Source organism: Pseudomonas sp. R1-43-08, assembly GCF_003852255.1.
In the GTDB taxonomy this organism is placed as follows: domain Bacteria; phylum Pseudomonadota; class Gammaproteobacteria; order Pseudomonadales; family Pseudomonadaceae; genus Aquipseudomonas.
Genome location: NZ_CP027734.1, coordinates 3,449,283 through 3,474,694, shown reverse-complemented (window position 1 = coordinate 3,474,694; position 25,412 = coordinate 3,449,283). Strand labels below are relative to the sequence as shown.

The window sequence follows — 25,412 nt, the reverse complement described above, 5'->3', positions numbered from 1 at the left end:
ATGTAAAAAAGTGTATTTAAAGTTGCTTCAGCGCGGCGGCCCATTCCTGGATTTTCATCGTGCCGATTGCTTTGAGTGTGCCGTTGGGCAATACCTGTACGAAGAGTGCGCTGCCATACTCAGCGGCCTGCGCATGGGGTAGCCGAGTGCGGCTTGGAAGTCACTCATGCAGGCGCTATGGGTGATCAGCATCAGGTTGCGATCCGCCTGTTTATGGCTGAGGATTTCTTCGCCCATGGCATCACCGCAGATGGCGAGGGGGCCAGGGGACAGCTCGGTCTTGCCGAACATGAACAGCGACGTCTGCGCAGTGCGCGTGGTGGGGCTGCTGAGCACGTCGGTGCGCTCCATGCCCAGTATTTCAAAGGCTATGCCCAGGTCGGCCGCGCGTTGCGTGCCATCGACCGTCAGGCCGTCGGCGGGCCCGTAGCAGGGATTGTGCGAGCGGTCGCAGCGCTCTTCGTGGCGCACCAGCACGACCAGGTCGCCGTTGCGCCAACTGGCCAGCACCCCGGAGGTGACCAGGCGGTTGCCGATGCCCAGATCTTCCGGTGACCGTGGCCAGAATACAAAACCGGTCAAGAGCAGTGCGAACACGATGATACTTGCTACAGGCACCCGGAATTTCTTCAGGCGCTTTAACCTGGCCCGTGGGGGTTTGGTCAGGGTGATGTCTGCCACGTTGTTCACCATGGACACGAATGAATGTTTTGTTGTTAAAAGACAGACGCAACTAATACGGCAGATGCCCTTAGTGGAGCAAAAGCCTGTCATAGGGCTGCTGTCTTTTAGCTGAACATATGGATATTAAGAAACACCGTTTTGGGCAACTTTGAAGTGTCCGGTTAATGAGGCTTGGGTGGGAATTTAAAGTGTCGGGGGTGGGCAAGCGGTGAAATCAATGTGAAAAAATTGCGTAGAAACGCGCGGCAGCCGTTATTCTCGTTTGCAGTCCTTAACCCGAGTGTTGGTGATGTTGCAGGTAGAAGGTGTTGTTAAACATTACGCCACCCCTCAAGGCCCGCTGGCCGTTCTGGCAGGCGTCGATCTGCACCTGGGGGCGCGCAGCAGCCTGGCGCTGATGGGCGAGTCGGGCAGTGGCAAAAGCACGTTGCTGCACCTGGTGGCCGGGCTCGACCGCGTGGATGGCGGCAGCATCCTGATCGGCGGCCAGCGCCTCGATCGCCTCAACGAAGGGCAACTGGCCCATTGGCGGCGCACCGAAATCGGCCTGGTGTTCCAGCAGTTCAATCTGATCGGCAGTTTGCGCGTCGAGGACAACCTGGCGTTCCAGGCGCGCCTGGCCGGGCGTTTCGATCCGCTGTGGCAGGCGCAGTTGGTGGAGCGCCTGGGGCTGGGCGACCTGCTCAAGCGTTACCCGGAGCAGCTCTCCGGCGGCCAGCAACAGCGGGTGGCGGTGGGGCGCGCACTGGCGTCGCGCCCCGGTCTGCTCTTGGCCGACGAGCCCACCGGCAACCTCGACGAAACCACCAGTGATGAAGTGCTGCAACTGCTGCTCGACCTGCTGCGCGACAGCCCCACCAGCCTGCTGATGGTCACTCACAGCCCGCGTCTCGCCGCGCGGCTGGATCAGCAAGTGGTGCTGCACCACGGCCGCGTCGTGCCGATGGACCCGCGCTGAGATGGCGGTGTTCCATTGGGCGCTGCGGGCGCTGTTGAGCCATTGGCGGCGCCACCCCGTGCAGTTTTTCAGCGTGCTGACCGGCCTGTGGCTGGCCACCGCGTTATTGACCGGGGTGCAGGCCCTCAACAGCCAGGCGCGGGACGGCTATGCGCGCGCGAGCCAGTTGATCGGCGGCGCACCGCAAGCCAGCCTGAGCGCGCCGGACGGTGCCGGCTTCCCGCAGGCGTTGTTCGCCGAACTGCGCCGTGCCGGATGGCCGGTGTCACCGGTGGTGCAGGGGCGGATAGTGCTCAAAGGGCATGAAGAACAGCGCCTGCAGTTGATGGGCATCGAGCCGGTGTCGTTGCCCGGTAGCGGCAGCGTGGCGGGGCAACGCTTGAGCCAGGCACAGATGCTCGCATTTTTCGAGGCGCCGGGGCGCACCTGGATTGCCGCGCAGACCTTGCAGGCCCTTGGCTTGCGCCCAGGCGAACAACCACTGACGGCTAACGGGCAACGCCTGCCGCCGTTGCAGGTGCAGCCGGACATGGCCCCCGGCATGCTGCTCACCGACATCGGCTTTGCCCAACCCTTGCTCGACATGCATGGACGGCTGTCGCGCCTGCTCCTGGACAACCGCTTCGCCGCCGCTCATCCCACGCCGCCCGCCGGGCTGCAACTCAAGCAGGGCGACGACAATAACCTCTCGCGCCTCACCGAAAGCTTTCACCTGAACCTCGACGCCTTGGGCTTTTTGTCCTTTGTGGTGGGGCTGTTCATCGTGCACGCGGCCATCGGCCTGGCCCTGGAGCAACGCCGGGGCCTGCTGCGCACCCTGCGCGCCTGCGGGGTCAGCGCACGCATGCTGATCCTGAGCCTGGGCGTTGAGCTGGGGTTCCTCGCGTTGCTCGGCGGCGTGCTCGGCGTGGCCAGCGGTTACCTGCTCGCCAGCCTGTTGCTGCCGGATGTCGCGGCCAGCTTGCGCGGCCTGTACGGTGCCGAAGTCGCCGGCCAACTGAGTTTGAGCCCGTGGTGGTGGCTGGCCGGCCTGGGCTTGAGCCTGCTCGGTGCGTTGCTCGCCGGGGCCAGCAGCCTGTGGCGTGCGGCACGCTTGCCGCTGCTGGCGCTGGCCAACTCCCAAGCCTGGCATGAGGCCCACGGGCGTTGGTTGCGACGCCAGGGCTGGGTGGCGGCTGCGGCCCTGCTCATCGCCTTGCTGGCGCTGGTCTGGGGCAACAGCCTGGCCGCCGGATTCGTGCTGATGGCGGCCTTGCTGCTGGGCGCCGCACTCGGTTTGCCGGTTCTGCTCAATGCGCTGTTGAAGGGCGTGCTGGGGCGCAGCCGTTCGGTGCTGGGCCAATGGTTCCTGGCCGATTGCCGCCAGCAATTGCCGGCCTTGAGCCTGGCACTGATGGCGCTGCTGTTGGCCCTGGCGGCGAACATCGGTGCAGGCTCCATGACCTCGGGTTTTCGCGCCACGTTCAACAATTGGCTGGAACAGCGCCTTACCGCCGAGCTGTACCTCAACCCGCAAAATCCGGCCCAGGCGCAGCACCTGCAGGCGTGGCTGGCGCAACAGCCGCTGGTGCGGGCGGTGCTGCCCAGCTGGCAGGTCGCGGTGCAGCTGCAAGGCTGGCCGGCGGAGGTGTTTGGCGTGGTCGACGACCCCACCTATCGCCAGCACTGGCCGTTGCTGGAGGCAGCGAGTACGCCCTGGGACCGTCTGCTGCAGGACGACAGCGTGATGCTCAGCGAGCAATTGGCGCGACGCTTGAACGTCCGGCTGGGCGACACGGTACAAGTCCCCACGCCCCAGGGCCCGTGGGCGCCGACAATCGTCGGGATCTACGCCGATTACGGCAACCCCAAGGGCCATCTGCTGGTCAACGCCAAGCACCTGTTGGCGCATTGGCCGAGCCTGTCACCGGTGCGTTTCAACCTGCGCGTGGCGCCCCAGGATGTGCAGCCGCTGATACGTGAAGTGCAGCGTGAATTTGCCCTGGAAGACAGCCGCATCGTCGATCAACAGCAACTCAAGGGCTGGTCCAGCCAGGTCTTCGAACGCACCTTCGCCGCCACCGCCGCGTTGAACAGCCTGACCCTGGGCGTGGCCGGTGTAGCGCTGTTCATCAGCCTGCTGACCCAGAGTCAGAGCCGCCTCGGCCAACTCGCGCCGCTGTGGGCCCTGGGGGTGACGCGCCGCCAACTGATGCTGCTCAACCTCGGCCAGACCTGGCTGCTGGCGGTGCTCACTCTGGTACTGGCGTTGCCGTTGGGGCTGCTGCTGGCGTGGTGCCTGGATGCGGTAATCAACGTACAAGCCTTTGGCTGGCGCCTGCCGTTGCAGGTGTTCCCGTGGCAGCTGGCGCAATTGATGGGGCTGGCGATGCTTGCCACCTTGCTCGCCTCGGCCTGGCCGTTGTGGCAGCTGTATCGCAGCCGCCCGGCGGATTTGTTGAGGACCTTTGCCCATGAAGATTAAAGCGTTGGGGTGGGTGGTGTTGCTGCTGCTGAGCGCCTGCGACCAGGCGCCGGCGCCCCAGGAGAGCTTCGCCGGCCTGGGCAGCGATGCGGCAGACTTTGTCCAAGTAGTGCCCGGCAAAGTCTTCAGCTTCCCCGAGGACCACGGCCCCCATCCGGGCTTTCGCATTGAATGGTGGTACGTCACCGCCAACCTCAAGGACGCGCAGGGCAATGCCTTCGGCGTGCAATGGACGCTGTTTCGCAATGCCGTGAAAGCGGGGCCGACGCAAGCGGGCTGGCGCGACCCCACGATCTGGCTCGGCCATGCCGCCGTCACCTCCGCCACCCGGCACTACGCCGCCGAGCGCTTCGCCCGGGGTGGCGTCGGCCAGGCCGGGGCGCAGGCGCAGCCCTTCAGCGCCTGGATCGACGACTGGACCTTCGCCACCCGCCCTGGCGCCGCCAACCCCTTGGCCGCCATGCAACTCAAGGCCCATGGCGCGCAGTTCGCCTACGACCTGCAACTGACCTCCAGCCGCCCGCTGGTGCTGCAAGGCGACAACGGCTACAGCCGCAAATCCGACCAGGGCCAGGCGTCCTACTACTACAGCCAGCCGTTCTTCAGCGCCAACGGCAGCCTCAGCATCGACGGCCAGACCTACCAGGTCAGCGGCCCCGCCTGGCTCGACCGCGAATGGAGCAGCCAGCCACTGGCCGCGAACCAGACCGGTTGGGACTGGTTCTCCCTGCACCTGGACCGAGGCGAACACCTGATGCTGTTTCGCGTGCGGCAGAAGGACGGTGGCGGGTACCTCACCGGCACCTGGATCGATGCGCAAGGCCGTACCGAGACCTTGCATAACGCCGATATCCAACTGGCGCCGCTGACCACCACCCAGATCGAGGGGCGCAATATCCCCACGCGCTGGTCGCTGAAAATTCCCGGCAAACACCTGGATATCACTACCGAAGCCGTCAACCCGAAGGCGTGGATGAACCTGGGAATTCCCTATTGGGAAGGGCCGGTGAAGTTCGACGGTGGGGTGGGGTATTTGGAGATGACCGGGTACTAGGATTTTTCATCGGGCTTGCTCCGACATGACCGACAAAAAATTGAGAAAATACTGTACATATAAACAGTATCGTCCTACAGTCCATCCCAGGTGACCGGATGTCACCGCTCACCTGAGCTTCAATTTTTTAACTATGGATGGATAAAAAAATGAAATCGAAAAAAGCCCTTATGCTAAGTGCGGCCGTGATGGCCTCCTGCTTCGTCTCGGCCTTCTCCCTCGCTGATCAAGCGCCTCGGACACTCAGTGCCGAAGCGGTCAAGCAGGCCGCGAACAAAGCGCTCAAGTCCGGCGGCAAGCTGGACGCCTCGCAGGTCTCGCCGCAACTCAAAAAGAAACTGTCGGTGGCCAAGTCCGGCCAATCCAAGGCAGTGACCAAAGCCCTCAAGTCCGCCCCGTTCGACAGCGTGGTCGGTGAGCTGAAGAAACCGGCGCAAAGCGAGCTGAAAAACGCAGCGGTTGCAGCGTTTGAGCCGCTGTTCCCAACCCTGGATATCAACACGCTCTACACCGTCGATGGAGTGCAGGCCGGTAACGAATTTGCCTACCACTTCAACCTGCCGCAGAACGCGCGAGTGCAGGTACAGCTGGTCAACCAGAGCGCAGGCGCGGATATGGCGCTGACCCTGTTTCAGGACGACGGCCAGGGCAACCTGAGTGTGGTGGGGACTTCGGATGCCGCGGGCAATGCCGATGAATACCTCAACGGTGTACTGCCGGCCGGTGATTATTACTGGTACATGGTGGCCAATGTCGCCGATAACGCGCAGTTCAGTTTCGGCGTGGCGGTGGACAGCAACGTCGACGCGTTTGAGCCCAACGACAGCGCGCAAACCGCGTTCGTCTTGCCGGACTCGATGAACAAACTCAGCGGTAACCTCGACAATGCCGGCGACGTCGATTATTTCGACTTCAAGGCGGTCCGTGGCCAAAGCGTGAGCATGTACCTGGCGGGCGATGAGAACGGCAGCCGTGAGCAGTGGATCTTCGATCGCTTCGATGGTGCCAATTGGATCACCGTGCCGGCGGGTTCCACCTCGACCTATCCGAGCGTCGCGCCGGGCACCACGGTGAAGGTGCGTGTGCGGGCCAACCCGGCGGTGGCGCAGGACCCGAGCAAGTATTACCAGTTGAGCCTGGGTTCCACGCCGAGCCTGAAGACGTTTGATGTGAAGGGTGACAACATCGTGCGGGTGCCGGTCAGCGAGGCTCCGCTGGCCACCCAAACCGCGCGGCAGTTGAATTGGTCGACCCAGTGGTCTGACTCCACCGGCGCGCCGCTGCTGGGCGTCACCCCGGTGTTGCGTGTGGACAACCACTTCGTTGACCTGAACTTCCACTGGGTCGACTACCCGGCGACCACCAACAGCGCCGGTGCGTCCACGGCCACGGCCAATATCGGCACCTGCTTCGGTGATTACACCACGGTGATCAACGACAGCAGCACCGGTGTGCCGTACCGGTGGAGAACCACTTACAACGAGGGTGGCTGGCGCATCGAACTGGCCGAGTTCCCCGGCGTGGGTGTCGGCGGTGATAGCAAGCAATACGTCAGCCTGGGGCATATCTGCACCCAGACCATCATCCCTTGACAGCGTGATGTGAAACAGAAGGGGCGGCCTCCAGGGGCTGCCCCTTTTTTTGCTTCGTGTGTATAGATCGTTCCCACGCTCCCGCGTGGGAATGCAGCCCGTGACGCTCTGCGTCACCTGTGCGCGGTAGCCGAAACGTGCAGCGGTTGGCGCGACGCGGAGCGTCGCAGAAGGCATTCCCACGCAGAGCGTGGGAACGATCAGCTCCCTCCCACATTTGAATCAAGACTGATCAACGGCCCCTTGCGCGGGCCTCATTTACTTGCTAGCTTCTCGCAAAATGTTAACGATAACATTTGCTCTAAAAATAAAAACAAAACAGAGACCCATGCCATGAAAATGCTCCCGAAAACCCTGTGTTTACTGGCTGCCAGCATCACCCTGGGCAGCGTTTCCGCCGTTTTTGCCGAGGCCGCCAAACCGATCCGCATCGGCGCTTCGTTCCAGGAAATCAACAATCCTTATTTCGTCACCATGAAAAACGCCCTGGAAGAAGCCGGCGCGAGCATCGGTGCGAAGCTGATCATCACCGACGCCCGCCATGACGTGTCCAAGCAAGTCAGCGATGTCGAAGACATGCTGCAAAAAGGCATCGATATCCTGCTGATCAACCCGACCGACTCGGTGGGCGTGCAATCGGCGGTCAAGTCCGCCCATGCCGCCGGTGTGGTCGTGGTGGCGGTAGACGCCCAGGCCGATGGCCCGCTGGATTCCTTCGTCGGCTCGAAAAACTACGACGCCGGTTTCCAGGCCTGCGAATACCTGGCCAAGAACATCGGCGACAAAGGCAACATCGCCATCCTCGACGGCATCGCCGTGGTGCCGATCCTGGAACGTGTGCGCGGTTGCAAGGAGGCGGTGGCCAAGCACCCGCAAATCAAGATTGTCAGCATCCAGAACGGCAAGCAGGAACGTGACCAGGCGCTGACCGTCACCGAAAACATGTTGCAGGCCCAGCCCACCCTCAAGGGCATTTTCAGCGTGAACGACAACGGCTCCCTTGGTGCGCTGTCGGCCATCGAAGCCAGCGGCCTGGATGTGAAACTGGTCAGCGTCGACGGCGCGCCGGAAGCGATCAAGGCGATCCAGAAACCCGGCAGCAAGTTCATCGCCACCTCGGCCCAATACCCCCGCGACCAGATCCGCCTTGCCCTGGGCATTGCCCTGGCCAGGAAGTGGGGCGCGCAAGTGCCCGCCACGCTGCCGGTGGACATCACCTTGATCGACCAGGCCAAGGCCAAGGACTTCAGCTGGTAAATCGCCCGCGCGCCGCGCCCGCCGTGGGGCTCGGGTTGTCCTTCTGAATGCGAGGTCGGCGGTATGAGCAGTCTTCTGAAGCTGGAAAACATCTGTAAGCGTTACCCGGGGGTACAAGCCCTCACGTCCATCAACCTGCAAGTGGAGCGCGGCGAAATCCACGCGTTGCTCGGGGAAAATGGCGCGGGCAAATCCACCCTGATGAAAATCCTCGGCGGTGTCGAGCATCAGGACGAAGGGCAGATCCTGATCGACGGCCAGGCCCGGCAATTTGCGACCTACCGGGACGCGATTGCCGCCGGCATCGGCATCGTGTTCCAGGAATTCAGCCTGATTCCGTACCTCACGGCGGTGGAAAACATCTTCCTCGGCCATGAGCTGAGCAACCGCTTCGGCCTGTTGCGCAAGCGCGACATGCGTGAGGCCTGCGAAGCGCTGTTCAAGCGCCTGGGCGTATCGATCAACCTTGATTGCGCGGTCAAGCACCTGAGCGTGGCCGAGCAGCAGTTCGTCGAAATCGCCAAGGCCCTGGCCCTGGACGCGCGCTTGCTGGTGCTCGATGAACCCACCGCGACGCTGACCCCCAGCGAAGCCGAGCTGCTGTTCGAGATCATGCGCGAGCTCAAGCGCCAGGGCGTGGCGGTGATCTTTATCTCGCACCATCTGGAGGAGATTTTCCAGGTGTGCGACCGCATCAGCGTGCTGCGCGACGGCGCTAACGTGGGCGTCACCGATGTGGCCGACAGCGACATCGACCGCTTGGTCGAAATGATGGTCGGCCGCCGCCTGGCCTGCAGTTTCCCGCCCAAACCCACCACAGAACGCGGGCCTTTGCTGCTGGAGGTCAAGGACATTCAGCTGGTGCGCAACGGCCCGCACAACCGCTTCAACCTGCACCAGGGTGAGATCCTCGGCTTTGCCGGCCTCGTCGGTTCCGGCCGCACCGAGCTGGCCCTGGGCATGATGGGCGCGCTGCCCTCGGTGAGCAAAGACGTATGGCTGCGCGGCGCCAAGGTCAGCCTCGACGACCCGGCCCAGGCACTTGCCCATGGCATCGGCCTGCTGCCGGAGAGCCGCAAGAGCGAAGGGCTGATCACCGACTTCAGCATTCGCGAAAATATCTCGCTGAATAACCTGCCCAAATACCAGAACGCCACGGGCCTGATCGACAAGGCCAGGGAATGCGCCAGCGTCGAAGCCTTGATGCGCCAGCTATCGATCAAGGCGCCCAGCGCGGAAAGCCGAGTGTTCAACCTCAGCGGCGGCAACCAGCAGAAAGTCGTGATCGCCCGCTGGATCAACCACCACTGCGACGTGCTGGTGTTCGACGAACCCACCCGTGGCATCGATGTAGGGGCCAAGGCGCAGATCTACGCGCTGATGCGCAGCCTGACCAAACAGGGCTACGCGATCATCATGATTTCCTCCGAACTGCCGGAAGTCATCGGCATGTGCGACCGCGTCGCGGTGTTCCACAAGGGCGCGATCGTCAAGGTGCTGGAAGCGTCCGCCGTCAATCCTCAAGAGGTCATGCGCCATGCAACAGGGGGCTCCAGTGAATACGTCCATTAACCTTGCAGGCAGCGGCCGGTTGCGCCTGAACCTGGCGCGGCTGCTGCGCTCGCCGGCGTTTTATCCCTTCGTCGGGCTGGTGGTGGTGACCCTGGTGATGATCCTGGCCAGTGACACCTTTCTCACCGCCAGCAACCTGTCGAACATCGCCCGCCAGGTATCGATCAACGCGATTATCGCGGTGGGCATGACCTGCGTGATTCTCACCGGCGGCATAGATCTGTCGGTGGGGCCGGTGATGGCGTTGTCCGGCACGCTCACGGCCGGCTTGATGGTCGCGGGTGTGCCGCCGGGCCTGGCCATCGGCGCCGGCATGCTGGTGGGTGTGGCGTTCGGCATCGGCAACGGCCTGTTCGTGGCCTACCTGCATATGCCGCCGATCATCGTGACCCTGGCGACCATGGGCATCGCCCGTGGGTTCGGGCTGATGTACACCGACGGCTACCCGATTTCCGGGCTGCCGGAGTGGTTCGCGGTCTTCGGCCGCGCCAGCGTGTGGGGCATCCAGGTGCCGATCCTGATCATGCTGCTCACCTACCTGGCGGCTTATGTGCTGCTGCAGCACACGCGCATCGGTCGCTACATCTACGCCATCGGCGGCAATGAAGAGGCGGTGCGTTTGTCCGGGGTGCGGGCGGCGCGCTTCAAGTTGCTGGTGTACGGCATCAGCGGCCTCACCGCCGCGATAGCCGGGCTGGTGCTGACGTCGCGCTTGATGAGCGGCCAGCCGAATGCTGGCGTGTCGTTCGAGCTGGATGCGATTGCCGCCGTGGTACTGGGCGGGGCATCGATTGCCGGTGGGCGTGGGGTGATCGTCGGCACGTTGCTGGGCGCGATGCTGCTCGGCGTTTTGAACAACGGCCTGAACATGCTTGGCGTCTCGCCTTACGTGCAGAGCGTGATCAAGGGCGCAATCATTTTGCTGGCGATCTTTATCAGCCGTCAGCGCCATCGATAAACAACGATCAACACAGGACGAACACCATGGACAAGCACACAGAGATGCAAGCCGTCGTCTGCCACGGCCCGAATGACTACCGTCTGGAGCGCATCGGCAAACCCCAGGCGCGCGCCAATGAACTGGTGATCCGTATCGCCGCGTGCGGTATCTGCGCCAGCGACTGCAAGTGCCATTCCGGCGCGGCGATGTTCTGGGGCGGCGACAACCCCTGGGTCAAGGCGCCGGTGGTGCCGGGCCACGAGTTTTTTGGCTATGTGGTGGAGGCGGGCGAGGGCGCTGAGGAACACTTCGAAGTGGCGGTGGGGGACAAGGTGATCGCCGAGCAGATCGTGCCGTGCGCCAAGTGCCGTTTCTGCAAGTCGGGCAAATACTGGATGTGCGAAGTGCACAACATCTTCGGCTTCCAGCGTGAAGTCGCCGAGGGCGGCATGGCGCAGTACATGCGCATTCCCAAGACCGCCATCGTGCACCGGATTCCCGAGTCGGTGTCCCTGGAAGACTCGGCGCTGGTCGAGCCGATGGCCTGCTCGATCCACACGGTCAACCGTGGCGATATCCAGCTCGATGACGTGGTGGTGATTGCCGGCGCCGGTACCCTGGGCCTGTGCATGGTGCAGGTGGCGGCGCTGAAGACGCCGAAGAAACTGGTGGTGATCGACATGGTCGACGAGCGCCTGGCGTTGGCGAAGAAGTTCGGTGCCGATGTGGTGATCAATCCGTCCCGCGACAACGCCCGCGAGATCATCAACGGCCTTACTGATAAATACGGCTGCGATGTGTACATCGAGACCACCGGCGTACCGGCCGGCGTCACCCAGGGCCTGGACCTGATCCGCAAGCTCGGGCGTTTCGTCGAGTTCAGCGTGTTCGGCGCCGAGACCAGCGTGGACTGGTCGATCATCGGCGACCGCAAGGAGCTGGACGTACGCGGCGCCCACCTCGGCCCGTATTGCTACCCGATCGCCATCGACCTGTTCGAACGCGGCCTGGTCACCTCCCAGGGCATCGTGACCCATGACTTCCCGCTGGATGACTTTGCCGAAGCCTTTGAGCTGGCCAATTCCACGAAGTCGATCAAGGTCTTGTTGAAGCCGGTGCTCTGACCATGGACTACGTGATCGGGGTCGACATCGGAACCCAGAGCACCAAGGCGCTGCTGGTGGATGCCCACGGCACGCTCATCGCCCAGCACAGCCACGGGTATCGCGTGGATACCCCGAAAGTGCGCTGGGCCGAGCAATGGCCGCAGGTCTGGTTGGCGGCGGTCGAGGCGTGCGTGGCGCAGTGCATGGTCAAGGCCGGTGTGGAGCAGGCGCAGGTCAAGGCGCTGTGCATCAGCAGCCTGTATGGCGGTTCGGGGATCGCGGTGGATGCGCAGATCACCCCGTTGCACCCGTGCCTGATCTGGATGGACCGGCGCGCTGGCGAGCAGGTGCAGTGGGTGCGTGAGCACATGGACCTGGAGCGGCTGTTGGCGATCACCGGGAATTCGGTGGACAGTTACTACGGCTTCACCAAGATGCTCTGGCTCAAGCAGCATCGGCCTGAGGTGTGGGCCAGTACGCGCTATTTGCTGCCGCCCAACAGCTACATCAACTGGTGCCTGACCGGCGCGCTGGCGGTGGACCACAGCAGCGCCGGCAATATCGGCGGTGTCTACGATGTGGCTGCGCGCAGCTGGTCGGGCGAGATGCTCGACGCGCTGGGCATCCCGCACTCGATGATGCCCGAGCGGTTGGTGTATTCCGGTGAAGTGGTGGGCGGTCTGCTTGAAGACTGGGCCGCCCGCCTGGGCTTGCAGGCAGCCACGCCGGTGCTCGCCGGTGGCGTGGATGCGGCCATGGCGACCCTGGCCGCAGGCGTGACCCAACCGGGCAACCATGTGGCAATGATCGGCACCAGCATGTGTTGGGGCTACCTCAACCAGCAGGTCGACGCGCACCACGGGTTGGTGAGCATGCCCCATGTCTACAACGGCCATCGCGACCTGTACATCTTCGGCGGCGCGATCACCGCCGGGGCGTCGGTCAGCTGGTTTCGCGAGCAGTTCTGCCAGGCCGAGGAGCACCAGGCCCAGGCCACCGGCCAGGACAGCCTGGCGCTGCTGGAACAGGGCGCGATGACGATCCCGGCGGGCAGCGAGGGCCTGCTGTTCCTGCCGTACCTGATGGGGGAGCGCAGCCCGGTATGGGATGACCGCGCCAGTGGCAGTTTTGTCGGGTTGAACCTGTATCACACGCGCCTGCACCTGTACCGCGCCGTGCTCGAAGGGGTGAGTTTTGCCCTGCGCCACAACATCGAAGCCGGCACCCAGGGCGCGCATTCCCTGGACCCGCGTTTGATCGTGGTGGGCGGTGCGAGCCATTCGGATCTGTGGATGCAGATCATCGCGGATGTGACGCGCTACCCGGTGTACACCCTTGTCCAGGAAGTCGAAGCAGCGCTCGGCGCTGCATTGTTGGCGGCGCATACGGTGGGGATGGTCAGTGATGGGCAGATGGACAAGGGCTGGGTGCAGTTGACGCTGCGCGCACAGCCCAAGCGCGAGAACGTCGCGATCTACGACCAGGCGTTTTCCGAATATCTGAAGCTCTACCCGGCCCTGAAACCGATCATGCACAACCTGCAAGCCACCTGAGCCAACATTGGCCAAAAATGTGGGAGGGGCTTGCCCTAATGCCAGTCAGTTAAGCGTACACCACCGTCTGTAGGAGCGAGCTTGCTCGCGAAAAACGTCAACGATAACGCGTGCTTCCTGAATAAACGCGGTGCTTGTGAGTTTTTCGCGAGCAAGCTCGCTCCTACAAAAAGCCTTAACTGAATGGCATAGGGCAAGCCCCCTCCCACAGGGGATCTTCATTATTTTGGGAATTCATTTATGCAGGCCAGCTTTGACTTCACCCGTCACCGTATCCTCGTCACCGGCGCCAGCAGTGGCATCGGTCGCGAGATCGCCCGGCAGCTCATCCTCAGCGGCGCTGAAGTATTCGCCCTGGGCCGCGATGCTCAAGCTTTGGCCGAATTAGGCTGCCATACCCTGAGCCTGGATATCGCCGACAGCGCGGCCCTCGATAAAGCATTGCAAGACCTGCCGCCCCTGCACGGCCTGGTCAACTGCGCCGGCATTTCACGCCTGGAGCCCGCCGTTTCCATCAGCGCTGCGGCCTTCGACCAGGTGATGAACGTCAACGCCCGCGCCGCTGCGCAGGTGGCCAGCCGTGTCGCGGCGAGGATGATCGAGGCGAGCATCGCCGGCAGTATCGTCAACGTGTCCAGCCAGGCCTCGCTGGTGGCCTTGGATGATCACCTCGGCTACTGCGCCTCCAAGGCCGCGCTGGATGCGATCACCCGCGTGCAGTGCGCTGAATGGGGCCGCTTCGGCATTCGCGTCAACAGTGTCAACCCCACTGTCACGCTCACGCCGATGGCGACCATGGCCTGGTCGGATCCGGCCAAGCGCGATCCGGCGCTGGCCGCGATTCCCCTCGGCCGTTTTGCGCAAACCGTGGAAGTGGCGTTGCCCGTGCTGTTCCTGCTCAGCGATGCCGCCAGCATGATCAGCGGCGTGAGCCTGCCCATCGATGGCGGCTATACCAGCCGCTAGCCGTTCTCCAGCTGCCCGGCGATAACCACCTTGTCCCGGGGTTTGTGCGGGTCTTGCAGGCGATCAAGCAGCAGGCGTACCGCGCTGCTGCCAGCCAGGGATGCGTCGTGGGCCACACAGGCGATGGGCACACCGAAAATGTCGGCGAAGGGCAGGCGGTCGATGCCGCAGATGGTCAGGCTGTCATGGGCGATGTTGTGCATGCGCAACGCGCGCAGGGCGCCGAGGGTGATCAACTGGTTGAAACCCATGATCGCGTCCGGCGCCGAGTGCGCGGCGAGGTAGTCGAGGGTGTGCAGGTAAGCCGGCATCAACGTGTAGTCCCCGGCCTGCACTTCGACCTGCACCTGGGGATGTTCGGCGAGCACTTCGCGCAGGCCCTTGAGGCGCTCCACGGTGATGCGCGAGTGCTCGGGGCCGGTCAGCACCAGCAGGCGCTCAAGGTTCGGGGTTTGGCGCAACAGATACTGCGCGGCCTGGATGCCGCTGTGGTAGTTGTCGAGCACCACGCGGCTGAATGGGCTGTCATGCAGCGTGCGGTCAAGCAGCACCACCGGCGTCTTGCCGTTGCCCAGGCGCTCGAGATAGTCGGGCTGGTAGCTCGGCTCATCGGAGACCGGCGACAGGATGATCCCCGCCACGCGATACCCCAGCAGGGTATCGACGGCCTTGCTTTCCAGTTCTTCCAGCTCATCGGTGTCCACCAGCATGATGGTGTAGCCGTGTTTTTTCGCTTCGCGGGAAATCGCCTTGATCATCTCGCTGTAGAACGGGTTGTCTACGGATGCGGTGATCACACCGATGATCAGGCTCTCACTGCGCTTGAGCCCGCGCGCGAAGGCGTTGGGCACGTAGTCGAGCTCGCGCGCCACTTCCAGAATGCGCGCCAGGGTGGCGGGTTTGACCAGGTCGGGTTTGCTCAGCGCCCGGGACACGGTGATGGTGGTCATGCCCACCCGTTTGGCGATGTCGCTGATGGTGACGGACTTTTTCTTGTTCATCGGTAAGGCTGCGAGAGGAAACACCCGCAGGCTAGCATGGGCGCAGGTGCAGGGTGATTCAAATCAGCGGGTCCCAGCGTTGCGACCAGTCACCTTCGGCCTTGACCACCTCGCGCAACAGCGTCAACGCCTGCTGCAGCACCGCCGAGTCCCGTGCCCGCGAGTACACCAGATAGGTCGGAAAACTGAACTCCGGCGCCTTGGCCACGCGCTGCATCACGCCGCTGTCCAGGTAACTCTGCACCACCCGCGTGCGGAAATACCCGGCGCCGCCGTTCTCCAGGATGTACTGCAACGCCAGCGGCCCCAGGTTGAAACTCACCGCAGCACGCGCCCGGTCGGGCAGGGCGGCGTCGTGCTGCTGGCGAAAGCCTGGGCCCCAATCGATATACACGTAGGGCTCGGGCTTGCTCGCCAGTTGCACCAGGATCAGTTTTTCTTCCAGCACCTGCTCCACCTGCAAGCCCGGCCAGTATTGCGGCTGGAACACCAGCGCGGCGTCGAGCACCCCCAGCTCCAACTGGCGCAACAGGTACTCGCCTTCACGCACTTCCGTGCGCAGCGCGTGCCCCGGTATCCGCTCGCGCAGCGCCTTGGCCCAGCCGAGCATCAACGGGTTGCACAGGCTGACTTCGCCACCGATATGCAGCACATTGCGATAGCCATCGGGCAACGGCAGGTCACGGCGTGCCGCTTCCCAGGTTTGCAGCAACTGGTTGGCGTACACCACGAAGGCCTCGCCATCGGCGGTCAGCCTGGCCCCGGCGCGATTGCGCACGAACAGCGTACTGCCCAACTGATTCTCGAGGTTTTTCACCCGTGCGGTGATGGCGGTCTGGGTGACGTGCAATTTCTCCGCCGCCGCGGCCAGGCTGCCGCAGCGGGTGATTTCGAGGAAGGTGCGTGCCAGTTCGATGTCCATGAAGCCCCCCGGAAATGAATGGGGCATTGTAGAGGTTAGGGACTGGAATGCGGTCAAAAATGTGGGAGGGGGCTTGCCCCCGATGGCGGTGGATCAGTGACAGATTAATTGACTGAACCACTGCTATCGGGAGCAAGCCCCCTCCCACAGTTTGATCTAGGGTGCTTGGGTTATCGGGGCTTGCAGGTGTTGGGTGGGGAATGCCTTGGCGTACGCGTGGCACACCCTCAACACCTGCTCATCGGCAAACCGCGCGGCCACCACATGCAGCCCCACCGGCAGCCCATTCGCCGCCAACCCGCACGGCACCGACGCGGCCGGTTGCTGGGTGAGGTTGAAGGGGTAGGTGAACGGCGTCCACTGCGTCCATTCCTCCAGGCCCGAACCCGGCGGGACGGTGTGCCCGGCCTCGAACGCGGTGATCGGCATCATCGGTGACACCAGTACGTCGTAGTGCTCATGGAACGCCGCCATCCGCGCGACCAGCGCCGCACGTGCCTCCAGGGCCGCATTGAAATCATCCAGGCTCAAGCGTTCGCCCCGTTGCGCAATGCGCAGCAAACCGGGATCGAGCAGCTGCTTCTGCGCGTCGCTCATGCTGCGAGTCAACCGCGCAGCGCCGGCGGCCCACAAGGTGCTGAAGACTTCCAACGGGTCGCTGAAACCGGGGTCGATCTGTTCGACATGGGCGCCCAACTGCACCAGGCCATTGACCGCCGCGGCGACCACCCTGGCCACCTGCGGGTCCACATCCACGTAACCCAAGGTGGGGCTGTAGGCGACGCGCAATCCCTTCAGGTCGTTACCTGGCGTCAGCCACGGCGTGGTTCTCGGCGCACCGATTAGCCCGTCCCGCGCGTCCGGCTGCGCCACGGCCTGCAGCATCAGCACGCTGTCTTCCACGGTGCGCGTCATCGGGCCCAGGTGCGACAGGATCGTCATCGAGCTCGCCGGCCATTGCGGCACATAACCGAAGGTCGGCTTGATGCCGAAGGTGCCGGTGAACGCACAGGGAATTCGGATCGAGCCGCCCGCGTCGCTGCCCTGGTGCAGCACGCCGAGGTTCAGCGCCGCTGCCGCTCCGGCACCACCGGACGAACCGCCCGCCGTGGTGCGGGTGTCCCAGGGGTTGCGCGTGATGCCGTACAGCGGGTTGTCGGTGACGCCTTTCCAGCCGAACTCCGGGGTGGTGGTTTTGCCCAGCAGCACCGCGCCGGCCTTGCGCATGAAGGCGGTGAAGGGCGCATCGACGTTCCACGGCCCTTCGGCGGACGTGGTGCGCGAACCCTTGCGGGTGGGCATGCCCATCGTCAAGGTCAAATCCTTGATCGAGGCCGGCACGCCGTCCAGCGCGCCGCAGGGCTGGCTTTTGAACCAGCGTTGCTCGGCGGCGCGCGCCGCATTCAACGCACCTTGCGGGTCCACATGGCAGTAGGCATTCACCAGCGGGTTATAGCGCTCGATGCGCAACAGCGCATCCTCGGTGACCTCCACCGGCGACAAGGTCTTGTCGCGAAAATGCTGCAGCAGTTGCACCGCCGTCAGTTGCCCGATTTCGCTCATGGCTGGGCTCCCTGTGCGGCATTGACCATGGCGCGCAGCAGTACCGCGCAACCCGCCGCCAGGTCATCCGGCGCGGCGTTTTCGATTTCGTTGTGGCTGATGCCGCCTTCACACGGCACAAAGATCATCCCGGCCGGGCCCAGTTCGGCGACGAAGATCGCGTCATGCCCGGCGCCGCTGACGATATCCATATGGCTCAAGCCCAAGGCCTTCGCGCCGTCGCGCACGGCGTTCACGCAGGTGGGGTTGAAGTCCAGGGGCGGGAAGTCGGCGGTGGGGGTCAGTTCGAACGTCAAGCCGTGCCTTGCGGCGCTGGCTTCGATCACGCCGCGCACTTCGTCGACCATGGCGTGCAGCTTGTCTGCATGCAGGTGGCGCAGGTCGAGGGTCATGTGCACCTGGCCGGGAATCACATTGCGTGAGCCGGGGTGCAGGCTCAGGCAACCGACGGTACCGCAGGCGTGAGGCTGCTGCTGATGGGCGATGCGGTTGACCGCGCTGACTACCTCGGCGGCGCCCACCAGGGCGTCCTTGCGCAGGTGCATCGGCGTCGGCCCGGCATGGGCTTCGACGCCGGTAAGGGTCAGGTCGAACCATTTCTGGCCCAGGCAACCCATCACCACGCCGATGGTGGTGGCCTGGTCCTCCAGCACCGGGCCCTGTTCGATATGCGCCTCGAAATACGCGCCCACCGGATGGCCCAGCACAGGGCGGGAGCCGGCATAACCGATGCGCTGCAACTCTGCGCCCACCGACAGGCCATGTTCGTCCTGTTTGTCGAGGGTGTCCTGCAGGTCGAACTTACCGGCGAATACCCCGGAGCCCATCATGCACGGCGGGAAGCGCGAGCCTTCTTCGTTGGTCCACACCACCACTTCGATGGGCGCTTCGGTTTCGATCTGCAGGTCGTTCAGGGTGCGGATCACTTCCAGGCCGGCCATCACCCCGTAGCAGCCATCGAACTTGCCGCCAGTGGGCTGGGTGTCGATGTGGCTGCCGGTCATCACCGGGGGCAGGGCGGGATTGCGCCCGGCGCGGCGGGCAAAGATATTGCCGATGGCGTCCACGCTGACGCTGCAGCCGGCGGCTTCGCACCACTGCACGAACAGGTCACGGGCCTGGCGGTCCAGGTCGGTCAGGGCCAGGCGGCACACGCCGCCTTTGGCCGTGGCGCCAAGCCGGGCCAGGTCCATCAAGGATTGCCACAGGCGGTCGCGATCGATCAGCGGGGCGTTGCTGGTTAGCGGTTGCGCAAAGCTGTTCATGGGCATTCTCCGGTCAGGCACTCAGGGCCAGGTAGCGATTCTTGATGGTCGGGTCGGCGCGAAAATCTGCAGCGCTGCCTTCGTACACCACGCGGCCCTGTTCGAGTACGTAATGGCGGTCGGCGAGCTTGTCGCAGACCATCAGGTTCTGTTCCACCAGCAGCACGGGCAGGCCGTCGTCCTTGACCTTGCGCAGGATCTTCACCAGTTCGTCGACGATCACCGGGGCCAGGCCTTCGGTGGGTTCATCGAGGATCAGCAGCTTGGGGTCGTTAAGCAGCGCGCGGGCAATGGCGAGCATCTGTTGCTCGCCGCCGGAGAGTGCATGGCCGGCGTTCTTGCGCCGTTCCTTGAGGCGCGGGAACATGCCGTACACATCCTCCAGCTGCCAGCGGCTGGTCTTGCGGGCGGCGATGCGCAGGTTTTCCTCGACGCTGAGCAGGCGGAAAATCCCACGGTTCTCCGGCACCAGCGCCAGGCCCTGGCGGGCGATTTGAAAAATCTTCTGGCCCACCAGCGCCTGCCCGTTGAAGTGAATCTGGCCCTGGCGCGGGCAGATGATGCCGAGGATGCTGCGCAAGGTCGTGGTCTTGCCGGCGCCGTTACGGCCCAGCAGCGTCACCAGTTCGCCGGGGTTGACGGTCAATGACACGCCTTCGAGCACGTGGCTCTTGTCGTAGTAGGAATGGATATTCTCGACGATCAGCATCAGGCAGCCTCCCCAAGATAAGCACTGCGTACACGTTCATCGGCGCGCACGAATTCCGGCGTGCCTTCCACCAGGATCTGCCCGTGGCTCATCACGGTGATGCGTTGGCTGATGGACATGACGATGCTCATGTTGTGTTCGATCAGCAGCACCGTGTGGTCGCGGCCCAGATCGCTGATCAGTTGGGTCATGATCGGAATGTCATCGATGCCCATGCCCGAGGTGGGCTCGTCGAGCATCAACAGTTTGGGCCTGGAGCAGATCGACATGCCCACTTCCAGGACCCGCTGCTGGCCGTGGGACAACTCGCCGGCCAGGGTGTCGGCGCGGGCGGTGAGTTGCAGGCGCTCCAGCACCTGGTCGGCCATCTCCAGGTGTTCGCGCTTGCTGTCCACGCGGCGCCAGAAGTTCAGGGCGCGCGCACCGTCACGGCCCTGGGCCGCCAGGCGCAGGTTTTCGCGCACGCTGAGGTTCTGGAACAGGCTGGTGAGCTGGAACGAGCGCGCCATGCCCAGGCCGACGCGGGCGTGGGCGGGTTTGCGCATCAGGTTCCTGCCGTCGAAGTGGATCGCGCCGGCAGTGGCCTGGCGCTCACCGGTGAGGCAGTGGAACAGGCTGGTCTTGCCCGCGCCGTTGGGGCCGATGATGGTGTGGATGGTGCCGGCCTCGACCTTGAGGTTGACGCCATTGACCGCATGGAACGCGCCGTAGGCCAGTTCCAGGTCTTGGGTTTGCAGCAGGATGCTCATAGCACTTCCTCCTTGGTAACGACGCCGGGCTTGCGACTGGCGCGTACTTTTTCGTACAGCGCGGCCAACCCGCCCCACAGACCGCCGCGCATGAAGATCACCACCAGGATCAGAATCACCCCCAGCAGCATCAGCCAGCGCGGCCACAGGTCCGACAGGAAATCCCCCAGCAGCACGATGGAGCCGGCGCCCAGCAACGAGCCGAACAACGAGCCGGTGCCGCCGACGATGGTCATGATCAGGATGTTCTCGGACATCATCAGATCGATATTCGACAGCGGCACAAAGTGCAGCAGCATCGCGTACAGCGCCCCGGCGATACCGGTGACCGCGCCCGACAACACAAACACCAGGATCTTGAAATGCCGCGTGTCGTAGCCGATGGCCGAGGCGCGGGTTTCGTTTTCGCGGATCGCCATCAAGGTGCTGCCGAACGGTGAGGCGATCACCCGGCGCGCGCCGATGAAGATCAGCAGGAACAGCACCGCGACAAAGCCGTAGAAGGCGCGTGCATCGGCCAGCGACAACAGCACCGTGTCACCGATACGGATCTCCGGGCGCGGCACGCTGAGCAGGCCGTTGTCACCGCCGGTCCAGTCACTCAGGGTGTAGGCGACAAAGTAAGCCATCTGGCTGAACGCCAACGTGAGCATCACGAAGTAGATGCCAGTGCGACGGATCGCCAAGGCGCCCACCAGCAACGCCAGGAAGCCGCCGACGACGGCAGCACCCAGCAACGCCGTGAACAGGCCCCATTGCAGGTGGATCATCAGCAACGCCGCGCAATATGCACCGGCGCCAAAGAAAATACCTTGGCCGAACGACAACAGCCCGGTGTAGCCCAGCAACAGGTTGCAGGCCAGGGCGGCCATGGCAAAGATCAGTATTTCGCTGGCCAGGGTGGCCGAGGGTAAAACCAACGGCAGGCCGATCAGCACCGCCACGACCCACAGCAACATGGCGCGCGATTGCGTCTTGGCAAACGGCAGGGGATTTTTCTCGCTCATGTCAGGCTCTCCCGAACAGGCCGTAGGGGCGTACCAGAATCACCACGGCCATTGCGCCGTAGATCATCAGGCTCGCGCCCTGGGGCCAGAGTGTGGTCATCAGGCTTTGCACCACGCCCACCAGCAAACCGCCGACCAGCGCACCGCTGAACGAACCCATGCCGCCGATCACCACCACCACGAAGGCGATGCCGAGAATCTCCGGGCCCACGAACGGCTGCGCACCGCGCAACGGCGCGAACAGCACACCGGCCATGCCGGCCAGGCCAACACCAAGGGCGAAGGTCATGGAGAACAAACGGAAGATATTGGTGCCCAGCAGCGATACGGTTTCGGTGCTCTCGCTGCCGGCGCGTACCAGTGCACCGAAGCGCGTGCGTTCCAGCAGCAGCCACAGGGCCAGGCCCACCACCGCGGAAAACACGATGAGGAACAGGCGGTAGTAGGGGTAGACGAAATCGCCCACCACCAGCACGCCGCGCAACAGTTCCGGCACCGCGACACTCTTGCCCACCGGACCCCAGATCATCACGCTGGCTTCCTGGATGATCAACGCGATGCCCAGCGTTACCAGGATCTGGAACATGTGCGGCAAGTGGTAGATACGCTGGATCAGCAGGCGCTCGATCACCCACGCCAGCGCGGCCACCACCAGCGGCGCAATCAGCAGCGCCAGCCAGAAGCTGCCGGTGAGGCTGACGGCGGTGTAGCAGATATAGGCGCCCAGCAGGAAGAACGCGCCGTGGGCGAAATTGACGAAGTTGAGCAGACCGAAAATGATCGTCAGCCCGACCGCGATCAGGAAGTAGATCATTCCCAACCCGAGGCCGTTGAGTATCTGGAACAGGTAAAGATTAAGCATGCGCAAGCCCTCAGCAGGAAGCCGGTGCGATAGTCAGAAACTCAGACGAGCGTGCAGCCCGTGGCTTCCACCGGTGGGAAGGACTGGCCGGCGCTGAGCACCTTGGCCAGGTCGTCCTTGTCGGTCATATCGGCGGCGGCCTTGCCGATCAGCAGGTAGTAGTCCTTGATCACCTGATGGTCGCCGGCGCGGATCGACTCCTTGCCGGTCGGGCCCTCATAGCTCAAGCCCTGCATGGCCTTGGCCACGGTCGGCCCGTCGAAGCTGCCGGTGGCGACGATGGTCTCGAGCATCACCTTGGTGCTGATGTAGTCGGCGGCGAGCGGGTAGGTGGGGTTGATGCCGTATTTGGCCTGGGTCAACTTGACCAGCTCGCGGTTGAGCGGCGTATCGACCTGGTGCCAGTACTGCGCGCCGAGGTACACGCCTTCGAGAATATCGCTGCCCAGTTCCTGGAACTGATCGAGGCCGGCGGACCACACCAGCAGTACCTTCATGCGCTCCTTGATGCCGAAATTCACCGCCTGGCGCAGGGTGTTGGACGACTGGCTGCCGAAATTCAGCAGCACCAGCACATCGGGTTTGGTGGAAATGGCGTTGGTCAGGTAGCCGGAGAATTCCTGTTCCTGCAAGGAGTGGTAGCTGTTGCCGACGTGTTCCAGGCCGTGTTCCTTGAGCACGTTTTTCGCGCCTTCGAGCAAGGCTTCACCGAACACGTATTGCGGGGTGATGGTGTACCAGCGCTTGGCGTCCGGCAGCAGCTTGATCAGCGGCAGCATGGTTTCGCGGATGGCGCCGTAGGTGGGCACCGACCAGCGAAACGTGGCCTTGTTGCAGTCCTTGCCGGTGACCTCGTCGGCGCCCACCGGGGTCATGAACACGCCGCCGACCTTGTCGACTTCCTTGGCCACTGCCAGGGCCGACGAGGACAGCGTGCAGCCCTGGAAGAACCGCGCGCCGTCCTGCTGAATCGCCTCCTGCACCTTGCGCACCGCCTTGCCGGCATTGCCCTCGGTGTCGATGACCTTGTAGTGCAACGGGCGGCCGAGCACTTGCGGGTGCTGCTCCACCGCCAGGCGCGAACCCATGTCGGCAAACTTGCCATAGCTGGCAAAGGCGCCAGACATGGACTTGAGGCCGTAAAAGGTAAAGGGCTCGGCGGCGAATGCCGCACGCACGCTCAGCGGGAGGCTGAGGGCGGAGGCGAAGGTGAGACTGGCTTTCAATAACGTACGACGCTGCATGGGGTGACTCCCTGGTTTAGTTATTGGCAGGAGCGGCAAGGGCGATACGGTGGAGCAAGGGCCTGTGGGCAGGCGTTTTTTATTGAGGTGACGCGGGTCTATCGGTTGGAATGCAAACCCAATGTGGGAGGGGGCTTGCTCCCGATGACTGAGTGTCAGTCACTGCATCGGGTGGCTGATCCACCGCTATCGGGAGCAAGCCCCCTCCCACATTGGATTTGTGGTGGTTTAGGAGTGATCGAACTCCAGCAGGAAGTGCGGGCTGACTTGGCCTTCCAGTGCAGTCATGTGGTGTTCGGCATCGCACATGTGTTCATGCATCAAGCTGCGCACCGCGCTTTCATCCCCGGCGCGAAAGGCGATCAGCAATTGCTTGTGGTAGTCGAGGTTGGCCGCATCGAACTGCTTGCGCTTGGGCTTGTAGGCTTTTTTCAGCACCACCAGGTCGCGCAGCAGGTCGTTGAGGAACTGCGCCATGAAACCGAGCAGCGGGTTGGGGCAGGCCTTGGCCAGCAGGTTGTGAAATTCCAGTTCCGCCAGACGCTGTTCGCGCTGGCCGGCTTCGCTGTCTTCGGGGGCGCTGCAAAAGTCCACGTTGTCCTGCAAGGCCTGGTAGTCGCTCTCGCTCAAGCGCCCGAGCACCGACAGCGCCAGCTCCACTTCGATGACCTTGCGCAGTTGGTACACCTGCTCGCCGTCCAGGTGCTGGAAGTGCAGGTAGTTGCGCAGCGCGCGGCTGGCGGGTTCGGTGCCGGCCTGGTTCAGGTAGGCGCCGCCACTGGGGCCGGTGCGCGTGCTCACCAGGCCTTCGACTTCCAGCGCCTTGAGCGCTTCGCGGGCCGAGCCCTTGGAGCACTGGAAGCTTTCCATCAGCTCGCGTTCGGTGGGCAAGCGGTCGCCGGGCTTCAACGCGTCGGTGACGATGGAGCGCTTGACCGACTCGACGATCACATCGGACAGCTTCTGGCGTTTGCGGCGTAGCGGACGGCTCAGCATGGTTTCGATTTATCGTATTAATGCGGATAAATAGCACTTAATAACGATCGGGCCGCAGCGTCAACGCAGGGTGTCGTTTCTGGTATCAACAGGTCGTAAACGTCAGGGTCAGTCCCAGCCGCCACGGTCTAGGCACCGTGTGTTCGCCGGTGGCTGTTTGCCGAAAACCAGAAAATCACCGAGCCAGCGGCTGACACAGCCGTCACCGCTGGCCTGGGCGGGTTCCTTGAGCAGCAGCAGCTCGACGCCGGAAGCCACAGGTTCGCCGCGCCCGGCGTTGACCAGCACCATGCGCGTGATGCGTTCGGGAAACAGCGTGCCATAGCGGTTGCCGAGCCTCGCCGCGTCGGCATTGCCGACGTAGTTGAGCTGGGCCTCGCCCAATTGCACACGGACATACTCCATATCCCGCGCCGCCTGTTCGACGGCGGCGTCCTGTTGCAGGTCGCGGGGGCTCAGTTCGATCACGTCGTAGCGGTCGACCAACGTGCGGTAAGCCTGGGTGGCATAAGACTCCCAGCGGCCAACGAGATGCAGGGCAAAGGTGGCGTTTTTAGCTGCACGCGGGTCGCCGGACTGGATAAACACCACGCCCTCACGGTTGAGCGGGTCGCGTGCGCCGACGCGTGTCACGCTCAGGCGCAGGCGGCCGCGGCCGGGTGCGGCATAGTCGCGGGGTACCGTCACCTGGCCGCATTGGGTGCGCGCGAGGACTTCTGGGTCGAGCCGTTCAAACGCCGGGAAGGGGCAATCCAGTAACCAGTCGATGGCGGTGGGCGTGATCAAGGGGTCGGCCAGGGCCAGGTGGGCGATCAGCCAGGCGCCGAGGCAAACCAGGCATTTTCCAACAACGCTGGGTTTCATTAAAAGGTCCTGGAAGAGCCGTGTGAAGGCGGCTTTTTTACCAAGGACCTTGGGTCTAATAATGTAAGGCGATTAAACGGTTTG

General features: G+C 63.6%; 21 protein-coding genes and 1 pseudogene. 10 read left to right on the top strand and 12 right to left on the bottom strand.

Annotation, left to right across the window (positions count from 1 at the left end):
* Window positions 1-16 precede the first annotated feature (16 nt).
* Window positions 17-693 (bottom strand): annotated as a pseudogene (locus C4J87_RS15855) (histidine phosphatase family protein).
* A 280-nt stretch (window positions 694-973) separates the two neighbouring features.
* On the opposite strand from C4J87_RS15855, the gene C4J87_RS15850 reads away from it, so the two are divergent.
* The 10 genes from C4J87_RS15850 to C4J87_RS15805 all read left to right on the top strand — a co-directional run bounded on the left by C4J87_RS15850 (window position 974) and on the right by C4J87_RS15805 (window position 14,146).
* A complete protein-coding gene (locus C4J87_RS15850; RefSeq protein WP_124367556.1) occupies window positions 974-1,642 on the top strand; it encodes an ABC transporter ATP-binding protein in 669 nt (222 codons plus the stop codon).
* Between the two features lies 1 nt (window position 1,643).
* Window positions 1,644-4,106 (top strand): ABC transporter permease, encoded by a 2,463-nt coding sequence (locus C4J87_RS15845; RefSeq protein ID WP_124367555.1) that lies wholly within the window; start codon window positions 1,644-1,646, stop codon window positions 4,104-4,106.
* Window positions 4,096-5,160 carry a lipocalin-like domain-containing protein gene (locus C4J87_RS15840; RefSeq protein WP_124367554.1) on the top strand — a complete coding sequence of 355 codons (1,065 nt, stop codon included), beginning with the start codon at window positions 4,096-4,098 and terminating at the stop codon, window positions 5,158-5,160. The genes C4J87_RS15845 and C4J87_RS15840 overlap by 11 nt, the downstream gene beginning before the upstream one ends.
* Before the next feature lie 149 nt (window positions 5,161-5,309).
* Window positions 5,310-6,752, top strand: a complete 1,443-nt coding sequence (locus C4J87_RS15835) for a hypothetical protein (RefSeq protein WP_124367553.1) — start codon at window positions 5,310-5,312, stop codon at window positions 6,750-6,752.
* Between the two features lie 333 nt (window positions 6,753-7,085).
* A complete protein-coding gene (locus C4J87_RS15830; protein ID WP_124367552.1) occupies window positions 7,086-8,009 on the top strand; it encodes a substrate-binding domain-containing protein in 924 nt (307 codons plus the stop codon).
* A 63-nt stretch (window positions 8,010-8,072) separates the two neighbouring features.
* The gene (locus C4J87_RS15825; protein ID WP_124367551.1) at window positions 8,073-9,581 is read left to right on the top strand and encodes a sugar ABC transporter ATP-binding protein; all 1,509 of its coding nucleotides are present in this window, start codon (window positions 8,073-8,075) and stop codon (window positions 9,579-9,581) included.
* Window positions 9,547-10,539, top strand: a complete 993-nt coding sequence (locus C4J87_RS15820) for an ABC transporter permease (protein WP_124367550.1) — start codon at window positions 9,547-9,549, stop codon at window positions 10,537-10,539. Before C4J87_RS15825 ends, C4J87_RS15820 begins: the two co-directional genes overlap by 35 nt.
* A 26-nt stretch (window positions 10,540-10,565) precedes the next feature.
* Window positions 10,566-11,645, top strand: coding sequence for an alcohol dehydrogenase catalytic domain-containing protein (locus C4J87_RS15815; RefSeq protein ID WP_124367549.1), 1,080 nt, complete (start codon window positions 10,566-10,568; stop codon window positions 11,643-11,645).
* Between the two features lie 2 nt (window positions 11,646-11,647).
* The gene (locus C4J87_RS15810) at window positions 11,648-13,180 is read left to right on the top strand and encodes an FGGY-family carbohydrate kinase (protein ID WP_124367548.1); all 1,533 of its coding nucleotides are present in this window, start codon (window positions 11,648-11,650) and stop codon (window positions 13,178-13,180) included.
* A 240-nt stretch (window positions 13,181-13,420) separates the two neighbouring features.
* On the top strand, window positions 13,421-14,146 hold the full coding sequence (locus C4J87_RS15805; RefSeq protein WP_124367547.1) for an SDR family oxidoreductase: 726 nt from the start codon (window positions 13,421-13,423) through the stop codon (window positions 14,144-14,146).
* Here C4J87_RS15805 and C4J87_RS15800 read toward each other — a convergent pair.
* The 11 genes from C4J87_RS15800 to C4J87_RS15750 form a co-directional block, all read right to left on the bottom strand.
* Entirely contained in the window at window positions 14,143-15,147 is a 1,005-nt protein-coding gene (locus C4J87_RS15800; RefSeq protein WP_124363442.1) for a LacI family DNA-binding transcriptional regulator, read from the bottom strand. The two genes, C4J87_RS15805 and C4J87_RS15800, sit on opposite strands and share 4 nt — an antisense overlap.
* A gap of 58 nt (window positions 15,148-15,205) precedes the next feature.
* On the bottom strand, window positions 15,206-16,069 hold the full coding sequence (locus C4J87_RS15795) for a LysR family transcriptional regulator (RefSeq protein ID WP_124367546.1): 864 nt from the start codon (window positions 16,067-16,069) through the stop codon (window positions 15,206-15,208).
* 156 nt (window positions 16,070-16,225) lie between these two features.
* Window positions 16,226-17,632, bottom strand: a complete 1,407-nt coding sequence (locus C4J87_RS15790; protein ID WP_124367545.1) for an amidase — start codon at window positions 17,630-17,632, stop codon at window positions 16,226-16,228.
* On the bottom strand, window positions 17,629-18,897 hold the full coding sequence (locus C4J87_RS15785; RefSeq protein ID WP_124367544.1) for a Zn-dependent hydrolase: 1,269 nt from the start codon (window positions 18,895-18,897) through the stop codon (window positions 17,629-17,631). Before C4J87_RS15785 ends, C4J87_RS15790 begins: the two co-directional genes overlap by 4 nt.
* A gap of 13 nt (window positions 18,898-18,910) precedes the next feature.
* Window positions 18,911-19,606, bottom strand: a complete 696-nt coding sequence (locus tag C4J87_RS15780; RefSeq protein ID WP_124367543.1) for an ABC transporter ATP-binding protein — start codon at window positions 19,604-19,606, stop codon at window positions 18,911-18,913.
* Window positions 19,606-20,355: an ABC transporter ATP-binding protein gene (locus tag C4J87_RS15775; protein WP_124367542.1), complete on the bottom strand. Its 750-nt coding sequence runs from the start codon at window positions 20,353-20,355 to the stop codon at window positions 19,606-19,608. Before C4J87_RS15775 ends, C4J87_RS15780 begins: the two co-directional genes overlap by 1 nt.
* A complete protein-coding gene (locus C4J87_RS15770) occupies window positions 20,352-21,362 on the bottom strand; it encodes a branched-chain amino acid ABC transporter permease (RefSeq protein ID WP_124367541.1) in 1,011 nt (336 codons plus the stop codon). Before C4J87_RS15770 ends, C4J87_RS15775 begins: the two co-directional genes overlap by 4 nt.
* Window position 21,363: 1 nt before the next feature.
* Entirely contained in the window at window positions 21,364-22,224 is an 861-nt protein-coding gene (locus C4J87_RS15765; protein ID WP_124367540.1) for a branched-chain amino acid ABC transporter permease, read from the bottom strand.
* A 41-nt stretch (window positions 22,225-22,265) separates the two neighbouring features.
* Window positions 22,266-23,468, bottom strand: a complete 1,203-nt coding sequence (locus C4J87_RS15760; protein WP_124367539.1) for an ABC transporter substrate-binding protein — start codon at window positions 23,466-23,468, stop codon at window positions 22,266-22,268.
* Window positions 23,469-23,696: 228 nt separating this feature from the next.
* On the bottom strand, window positions 23,697-24,464 hold the full coding sequence (locus C4J87_RS15755; protein WP_124367538.1) for a FadR/GntR family transcriptional regulator: 768 nt from the start codon (window positions 24,462-24,464) through the stop codon (window positions 23,697-23,699).
* A gap of 108 nt (window positions 24,465-24,572) precedes the next feature.
* Window positions 24,573-25,328: an alpha/beta hydrolase gene (locus C4J87_RS15750; RefSeq protein WP_124367537.1), complete on the bottom strand. Its 756-nt coding sequence runs from the start codon at window positions 25,326-25,328 to the stop codon at window positions 24,573-24,575.
* Window positions 25,329-25,412 lie beyond the last annotated feature (84 nt).